This window comes from Paenibacillus sp. EPM92, assembly GCF_016586185.1.
Classification (GTDB): domain Bacteria; phylum Bacillota; class Bacilli; order Paenibacillales; family NBRC-103111; genus Paenibacillus_G; species Paenibacillus_G validus.
The window spans coordinates 84401-91707 of sequence record NZ_BCPS01000050.1 but is presented as its reverse complement, the minus strand read 5'-3'; the positions used below and the strand labels follow the sequence as shown (position 1 = coordinate 91707).

10 protein-coding genes are annotated in these 7307 nt (G+C 48.8%); 4 read left to right on the top strand and 6 right to left on the bottom strand.

Annotated elements, in window-relative coordinates:
* Positions 1-41: 41 nt before the first annotated feature.
* Positions 42-314, bottom strand: coding sequence for a hypothetical protein (locus JMF85_RS09700; RefSeq protein WP_054797788.1), 273 nt, complete (start codon positions 312-314; stop codon positions 42-44).
* A 3-nt stretch (positions 315-317) separates the two neighbouring features.
* On the bottom strand, positions 318-1508 hold the full coding sequence (locus tag JMF85_RS09695) for an NAD(P)/FAD-dependent oxidoreductase (protein ID WP_054797787.1): 1191 nt from the start codon (positions 1506-1508) through the stop codon (positions 318-320).
* A 434-nt stretch (positions 1509-1942) separates the two neighbouring features.
* Here JMF85_RS09695 and JMF85_RS09690 point away from each other — a divergent pair, with 434 nt between their 5' ends.
* Positions 1943-2932: an NAD(P)/FAD-dependent oxidoreductase gene (locus JMF85_RS09690; RefSeq protein WP_201318114.1), complete on the top strand. Its 990-nt coding sequence runs from the start codon at positions 1943-1945 to the stop codon at positions 2930-2932.
* Between the two features lie 129 nt (positions 2933-3061).
* On the opposite strand, the gene sda is transcribed toward JMF85_RS09690, so the two are convergent.
* Positions 3062-3217 (bottom strand): sporulation histidine kinase inhibitor Sda, encoded by a 156-nt coding sequence (gene sda / locus JMF85_RS09685; RefSeq protein WP_054797786.1) that lies wholly within the window; start codon positions 3215-3217, stop codon positions 3062-3064.
* Positions 3218-3512: 295 nt separating this feature from the next.
* Between sda and JMF85_RS09680 the strand changes: the two genes are divergently transcribed.
* Together JMF85_RS09680 and JMF85_RS09675 are read left to right on the top strand one after the other, a co-directional pair.
* Entirely contained in the window at positions 3513-3809 is a 297-nt protein-coding gene (locus JMF85_RS09680) for a magnetosome magnetite crystal formation protein family (protein ID WP_054797785.1), read from the top strand.
* A 115-nt stretch (positions 3810-3924) separates the two neighbouring features.
* Positions 3925-4254: an SPW repeat domain-containing protein gene (locus JMF85_RS09675; protein ID WP_127604893.1), complete on the top strand. Its 330-nt coding sequence runs from the start codon at positions 3925-3927 to the stop codon at positions 4252-4254.
* Positions 4255-4323: 69 nt separating this feature from the next.
* Here JMF85_RS09675 and JMF85_RS09670 read toward each other — a convergent pair whose 3' ends face one another.
* The 3 genes from JMF85_RS09670 to JMF85_RS09660 form a co-directional block, all read right to left on the bottom strand.
* Positions 4324-4713: a hypothetical protein gene (locus tag JMF85_RS09670; protein WP_127604895.1), complete on the bottom strand. Its 390-nt coding sequence runs from the start codon at positions 4711-4713 to the stop codon at positions 4324-4326.
* A 481-nt stretch (positions 4714-5194) separates the two neighbouring features.
* Complete coding sequence (erpA, locus tag JMF85_RS09665; RefSeq protein ID WP_054797782.1) at positions 5195-5557, bottom strand: iron-sulfur cluster insertion protein ErpA; 363 nt, start codon at positions 5555-5557, stop codon at positions 5195-5197.
* A gap of 33 nt (positions 5558-5590) precedes the next feature.
* Positions 5591-5836 carry an aspartyl-phosphate phosphatase Spo0E family protein gene (locus tag JMF85_RS09660; protein WP_230876077.1) on the bottom strand — a complete coding sequence of 82 codons (246 nt, stop codon included), beginning with the start codon at positions 5834-5836 and terminating at the stop codon, positions 5591-5593.
* Positions 5837-6216: 380 nt separating this feature from the next.
* On the opposite strand from JMF85_RS09660, the gene mqnE reads away from it, so the two are divergent.
* The gene (mqnE, locus tag JMF85_RS09655; protein WP_373423885.1) at positions 6217-7290 is read left to right on the top strand and encodes an aminofutalosine synthase MqnE; all 1074 of its coding nucleotides are present in this window, start codon (positions 6217-6219) and stop codon (positions 7288-7290) included.
* Positions 7291-7307: the final 17 nt, after the last annotated feature.

The window sequence follows — 7307 nt, the reverse complement described above, 5'->3', positions numbered from 1 at the left end:
TACGGCTGCAGCAGCCGTGTCAGGCAAGGTTTTTTTGGCTTCTAGTCGTCGTCTTCCTCGGCAAGCTTCGCGAGTTCCTGCTCCAGCGCTTTGCGACGCAAATACTCCTCGGTATCGCGGTCGCGTTGACGAGACTTCTCCTTCAACCGTTCAATGGCCGGCAGGATCAGAATGTCGATCTCCTTCTGAACCGTCGCCACCAGATCATAGCGGTCTTGCGTCTCCAGATAATGGCCGACATCGATCAAGGCGTTGTACCGGTCGAGCTCCTCGCGGGTCAGCAGCCCGCGAACCTGCACACTGCAGTGACGCATCGTTTAGAAACGGCCTTTCTTCAAGACGAGCGGGATGCCACCGATAATGTACAGGTAGCGAAGATCGATAACCTTCTTCATCACGGCCGCGACACCGCCTTTAATTTTGCGCGAGCCGACGATGCCGATCGCTTCGCCGCGGCCGAGCGAGGCCACGGTGCCTTTCGGCTTGTACTCGAACTTCTGCAGCTCGGAATTGCGAATTTGCGCAACAAGATTGTGCGCGCACACTTCCGCCTGCTGCATCGAAATTTGCGCGGTCGGCGGATAAGGACGGCCTTCCGGACTCATCACGATCGAGCAATCGCCGAGCACGTAGATGTTCTCATGGCCCGGGATGCGAAGCGTGTCGTCTACTTTGATGCGGCCGCGCATCGTTTCGAAACCGGCTTCCTCCAGCATGTGGTTGCCGCGGATACCGCCGGTCCAGATGATGGTGGCCGATTTGATCTCTTCGCCGGTCGCCAGAACGACGCCTTCCGGTGTGCATTCTTTAATCGCCGTGGCAATTTTGAACGTAACGCCTTTGTTCTTCAGAACGTTCATCGCATACTCGACCAGTTCCGGGTCGAAGCCCGGCAAAGCTGTTGGAGCCGCTTCAATATTATAAATGTTCACGAGAGACGGATCGATGTCAAACTCCTTACAGAGCTCCGGAATGCGATCGGCCAGCTCGCCGACGAATTCAATGCCTGTGAAGCCTGCTCCGCCGACGACGAATGTCAAGTAATCCGTACGGGAAGGCTCGCGCTTGAATTTGGCGAACTGATATTCGATATGCTCGCGAATGAAACGAACGCTGTTGATCGAGCGGATGTTCATCGCGTATTCCTTCAAGCCGGGAATGCCGAACGTTTCCGGCTCCCCACCGAGACCGATAACCAGGTAGTCGTAGGACAACGTGCCTTCTTCGAGAATAACTTTCTTCTCTTGCGGGCGAATTTGAACGACTGTCGATTTCACAAAATCGATTTTGAACTCGTCGATCAACTTTAAGATGCTGACACGTGCATTTTCCGGATTATCCGTGCCGGCAGCCGGCATGTGCAGATGCGTGGTAATGTAATGGTAATCATGCTTATTTACCAGCGTTACGTCCGCCTCGTTATAGTTGAGTTCCTTCTGCAGCCGGATCGCCGTCACAATACCGCCGTAACCTGCACCCAAAATGACAATCCTTGGAATTCGACTCATGGCTCTATCCCTTCCATCCTTGCGTATTTTCTATATTTCTTTATAAGTTTGACCAAAATTCTTTGTGAAAAATTACACAATCTATGCCGGAATGTGATTTTAATTTTATTTTTGGCATCAGTTAGTCAAAATATAAGCGTTTCAAGTGTTTATGCAACAACAAATTTAACCAATTCAAAAGAAATGATATAATGATACGCTTGAAATAGCAAGTATTATTTTGATTAAAATCGCCCCTTTTTCGCCATCTTAAGAAAGGGATTCCCCCGATTGTTTCCTCTCTCGTTTTTTCCCGCCGGAATTGAAATTATACGGAAAGGTTATGAATACCATTAATTAATTTAATCTAAATACGCTATGCTTTCATATTTTCATGGAAAGAGCGTACGTTTATAATAGAATGGATACATATCGTACCGGAGGTGCTTATTGTAATGAGTAGCGGAATTGTTGACATTATTATCGTCGGCGGCGGTCCGGCAGGCATGTTCGCTTCGTTCTACGGCGGCATGCGCCAAGCATCCGTCAAATTAATCGAGAGTATGCCGCAGCTCGGCGGACAGCTCGCCGCGCTTTACCCGGAAAAATACATCTACGATGTGGCCGGCTTTCCGAAAGTAACGGCTCAGGAGCTCGTCAACAATCTGGACGAGCAGATGAAGCATTTCTCCGACATCCAAATTTGCCTGGAAGAGAAAGTGCTATCCGTGGAGAAGAAAGACGAGCGTTTGTTTGAAGTTACGACCGACAAAGGCGTACATCAGTCCAAAGCCGTTATCATTACAGGAGGCGTCGGAGCGTTCGAGCCGCGCAGACTGGAATTGCCCGAGGCCGTTAAATACGAGAAGAAAAACTTGCACTACTTTGTCAGCGACCTTAACCGCTTCAAAGGCCAAAAAGTCTTGATCAGCGGCGGAGGCGATTCCGCCGTGGACTGGGCGCTCATGCTGGAACCGATTGCCGAGCAGGTAACGCTTATTCACCGTCGCGATAAGTTCCGCGCTCACGAGCACAGCGTTGAAAACCTGATGAATTCGAAAGTCAACGTCGTAACGCCGACAGAAATTAAGGCGCTTCACGGCGAAGATACGATTACCCAAGTCACGCTGGCCGATATCAAGAGCGGTGTGGAAACTGTCATCGACGTTGACGCGGTTATCGTCAATTTCGGATTCGTCTCCTCCCTCGGACCAATTGCCGAATGGGGACTGGAAATCGACAACGGCTCGATCGTCGTCGACTCCCGTATGGAAACGAGCATACCGGGCATTTTCGCCGCGGGCGACATCACCACATACCCAGGCAAGCTGAAGCTTATTGCCGTAGGCTTCGGCGAAGCGCCGACTGCGATCAATAACGCGAAGGTGTACATCGACCCGACCGCGAAGCTGTCCCCGGGGCACAGCTCGAATATGAAGAGGTAATGCCGGTTTTTCAGGGCAATTGTTCTCGGTAGTGACAAATAACCCCTGCTTACGCTTTAAGCGGCGAAGGAGGGGTTTTTTTGGAGTATGAGGGCTACTATCCGATAGGGGAGAGAAAGAAAGTTCAGGTCATGAAACCTGCGCGTCCCCTTCCCGGTAATAATCCAGGTTAAGTTCGCGACGATGTATTTCTTCCAGCAGCAGTTCGACAAATTCTTTTTCCAATTTTAGATCGAGCGCTTTGAAGTATGAATCCACCAATATTTCATTACTGATCAATTTCATCTCAATCACCTTGATTCTTTAAAGTAAAATTATAGTAACACGGTTCAAAAATTAGAACAAGCGTTCCGTTATCCACATCAATATGTGCACAACCTGTGTGCATCTTGTTAATAACTGTAGAAAAATGGATAATACTGCGCCGGGTCATGTGGACAAAGTTATACACAATGAAACCGGACGTGCATGCAATAAAAATATTTTATCAACTTTGGTTTAATTTCCCATTTGACTCGAAACCGTATTTACGGTTCTGCGTATTGCGTAATAGCTTTTACGGATGGAAGGGGCTGTTCTCTTGGAAACGCGTAAACTCATTTCGGCCTTATGCTATTTCAGCATTTTCTTCGCGGGGTTCATTATCCCGATCGTTATTTACTTCATTACCGATGACCCGGAAGTGAAGCATCATGCGAAAGCGGCGTTCGTCTCGCATATTTTGCCTTTCGCCTCTTTATTGTTTTTGTTGATCGCCGTCTTTACGCTGCCGACCTTCAGCGGTTTTATTATCGCGCTAGTACTTTGCGGCGTTCTGTATGCAGCCGTTACGATCTACAACGTCATTCAAGGTATTCGGGTGCTCGTCTCCCGCTAACAAAGTGTTGACCCCATGCGCCATTAATCCGAACTATCATGTAATCGCTTGCATATCATGTAATAAGAGCTAGCTTTCCAGCCGGCTCTTATTACGGATCGGGGTGGTGAACGCGATGGCCTTTCGCAACGGATTCACGGCGATGATCGGCGTCCTCTGGCTCACAGCACCTTGGTGGGCAAGCTTTACCGATACGTCCGGCGCCGTCCTTGCCGGCGTGCTGTTCGGGCTGCTTCAAGCGGTTTCCTCGCTGCTCGCCCGCGGCAGAACCGGTTGGTCTTCATGGCCGAATTGGATCAGCTTGCTGTGCGGCGTTTGGTTTATTTTGTATCCGTTCCTGTATCATTTCGACTGGATGCTGACCCTGCTGTACGTTGTTCTCGGTTATTTGACCGTACTGCTCAATTACACGAATATGAATACCGACCCTCCGCAAGCGAAATGAGCTGACGCGGGCGTTAAGAAACCTTTCGGGACTTTTACCGAAAGGCTTCTTTTTTATGAACCACGAATGTCAATCGTATAGTTCAATAAAATCGCTATGCCGATATAAGCTGCTAGGTTCAAAAGGTACGCCATTGTTTCCGATCACAAGCCAAACTTCAACTCCAGTGCCTGCTCCCTCAGGATCCTTTACATCCCCTTCCACAACAACTCTAAGGTTGTCAGATGCATGGAACCCGTAGACCAGATGAGTTGTACCACTATGCGGACTCAGCAAGACCTCTTCTTTGTAAAGAACCTCCCCTTCGGTTTCCATGTACGGGAAATATCGATTAACCGTAGCACAAACTCTCATCGCATGATCTTCCAGGTTTCTTAGATTAATAACAAGACTATCGATAGGCAGTCCACTAGCCGTAATCCGGGGAACAACAAACGGTTTCGTAGTGATCTTCGACATACTATCACCTCCTGAATATGAGAGAATACTATATTATATTTAATTATTAGATAGTGGTATCGGCGAATCGATAGAATACGAATGTACAAGCACCGAAATTGGATTGGTTTTTTTAAGTTTACGTAAGGCTAATGTTCATGGTAAAATCGGAAATCTGTGCGGTAAATGGAAGTAACCTTCCCTGTTGTGGATGACGTGGATAAGTGGCTTGATAACGCGCCGAATCTGCTTATCCACATGTGGATAATTCCGTTTAGCCACCGTAGTTATTCACCTTCTTCGTTATCTACCGCAGCGTTAATCGCCAAAATAAAAAAACTCCCAACGTTATTTCCGAAGAAATCATATTGAGAGAATCTGGAGCGTGGTCATAACGAAAAACCTCCTGACGTATGTTCCGTAGAACTAACGTCAGGAGGTGTGCAATCCGCAACCCGTAATCAACTATTGATCAGAATCAGAACCCGCACCGCTCCCGCGATTAATCCTCGCAAGGCTGTGCCAGTACCGCATCTTCCTCTTTCGTACGGAAGCTGGAGCCGCACCCGCACGTCGCTACCGCATTCGGGTTGTTGATGGTGAAGCCGCCGCCCATGCCGGCATCCTGGAAGTCGATCTCGACACCGTACAAATACTTGGAGCTTTCTGCGTCGACAACCACCTTCAATCCGTGGATGTCCATCACTTTATCGTCTTCCTTCTGGTTATCGTCAAAGCCCATTCCATAGGAAAAGCCGCTGCAGCCTCCGGATTTTACGCCAATGCGCAGGAACAAGTTGGACGACTCCTCCGCCGCGAGCATTTCTTTAATTTTATCGCTAGCTGTTTCGCTGATTGTAATCATATGAATTCAGCCTCCCTTACGATTAAATCGGTTCTAACATAAAGTATACTCTTTTGAAGCCGACACCTCAAGGGATTTTGTTCCCTGCCCGCCGCTTCTTCTTATTTTATCAATTTCGTAATAACGTAACAACAGCACGTCCAATTGTTGGCTGCACAGATGAACCTCGGGATGCATCAAACCGAGCTCACTGCCCAATTGAACCATCCGTTCGCGAACGCTCTCGATTTCCCGGGAAAGCGCCAGGTACTGCTCTTGTGAAACAGAAATCAGCATCATCGCACCGTCCCCTCTTAGAAAAATCGTTTTAGTAAGAAATCCGACAATGCTAAAGTATACTAGATTTGGCGGCTAATTGAAATACCAAATTTTAGGTTTTTCCACTTTACTGAAATAAAATTTTATGGTAATCGTGTCATTTACTCCCATGGAAATAATCAACCTTGGTTTGCTGAAACATTTTTGTCGAAACCATGTATTGCCCAGCCCGAACAGGAGGTTTATAATAGGGTGTATTGTTCAACCTTATTTGTGTTATAAGGATATCTTATATATGATGTGTGATCAGCATGCGCCCTTGAGCCTACGGCCAAGGGCGCCTATCCAGTTTACGGAGGTGGATTCGATTGAAATCCGCAATCAGCAACCCCGAATTGCGCATGGCCGAAATTGCTGAGAAAGTAGAGCACGGCGAGCGCCTGACGTTAGAGGACGGCGTGTTCCTCTACGAATCCGACGATTTGTTAACGATCGGACAATTGGCGGGCAAAGTGAACCTGCGCAAGAACGGCAAGAAAGTGTATTTTGTCGATAACATGAGTCTCTATTTTACGAACGTATGCGAAGAGCACTGTGCATTCTGTCATTTTCGGAGAGACGAAGGCCAGCCGGGCGCCTATACGTTAACGCCTGAAGAAATGTTCGCCTATATCGACAAGCATTACCATCCCGGCATGCGCGAGTTTCACATTACGGGCGGGCATAACCCGAACGTACCTTTCCAATACTATGTAGACTGCATCCGGGGTCTCAAGCAGCGTTACCCGGACGTCACGATCAAAGCGCATACGGCGGCGGAAATCGAGTTTTTCTCCCGTCTAAGCGGACTAAGCTATAAAGAGGTGCTGCAAACGCTGATCGACGCCGGGCTGGGCACGATGCCGGGCGGCGGAGCGGAAATTTTGTCCGAACGCTACCGCAAGAAGATGCACCTCGTCGACAAGGCTTCTACCGATCAGTGGCTCGAAGTGCACCGGACTGCGCATAAGCTCGGGTTGAAAACGCACGCGACGATGCTGTTCGGTTCCATCGAAACGTTCGAGGAACGCATCCGCCACTTGATGTATTTACGCGAGCTTCAGGACGAAACGGGCGGGTTCATGGTATTCATCCCTAACTCCGTGCAGCCGGCCAACGTCGATGCGGGTTTGAAACGCCGCGTCTCCGCTTACGATAACTTGCGAACGATCGCCATCAGCCGTTTGATGCTGGACAACATTCAGCATGTGAAAGCTTATTTTATCAATCTCGGCACACAGCTGACGCAAATCGCCTTCGCCTTCGGGGCGTCCGATGCGCACGGCACGATTATTCAAGAACGGATCAGCCATTCGGCGGGAGCCACTTCCCCTGAAGGATTGACCCGGGACGAGCTGGTTTACTTGATCCAAGGAGCGGGACGAATTGCGGTTGAACGCGACACGTTCTACAACGAGATCAAGGTTTACGAATAAAATGCATGTGAGAAAGG

Bases quoted from the DNA above. Each gene is read 5' to 3' on its own strand.
- JMF85_RS09670 (WP_127604895.1), bottom strand. From the start codon at position 4,713: ATGTCGAAGATCACTACGAAACCGTTTGTTGTTCCCCGGATTACGGCT.
- erpA (WP_054797782.1), bottom strand. From the start codon at position 5,557: ATGATTACAATCAGCGAAACAGCTAGCGATAAAATTAAAGAAATGCTC.
- JMF85_RS09700 (WP_054797788.1), bottom strand. From the start codon at position 314: ATGCGTCACTGCAGTGTGCAGGTTCGCGGGCTGCTGACCCGCGAGGAG.
- mqnE (WP_373423885.1), top strand. From the start codon at position 6,217: ATGGCCGAAATTGCTGAGAAAGTAGAGCACGGCGAGCGCCTGACGTTA.
- JMF85_RS09690 (WP_201318114.1), top strand. From the start codon at position 1,943: ATGAGTAGCGGAATTGTTGACATTATTATCGTCGGCGGCGGTCCGGCA.
- JMF85_RS09675 (WP_127604893.1), top strand. From the start codon at position 3,925: ATGGCCTTTCGCAACGGATTCACGGCGATGATCGGCGTCCTCTGGCTC.
- sda (WP_054797786.1), bottom strand. From the start codon at position 3,217: ATGAAATTGATCAGTAATGAAATATTGGTGGATTCATACTTCAAAGCG.
- JMF85_RS09695 (WP_054797787.1), bottom strand. From the start codon at position 1,508: ATGAGTCGAATTCCAAGGATTGTCATTTTGGGTGCAGGTTACGGCGGT.
- JMF85_RS09660 (WP_230876077.1), bottom strand. From the start codon at position 5,836: ATGATGCTGATTTCTGTTTCACAAGAGCAGTACCTGGCGCTTTCCCGG.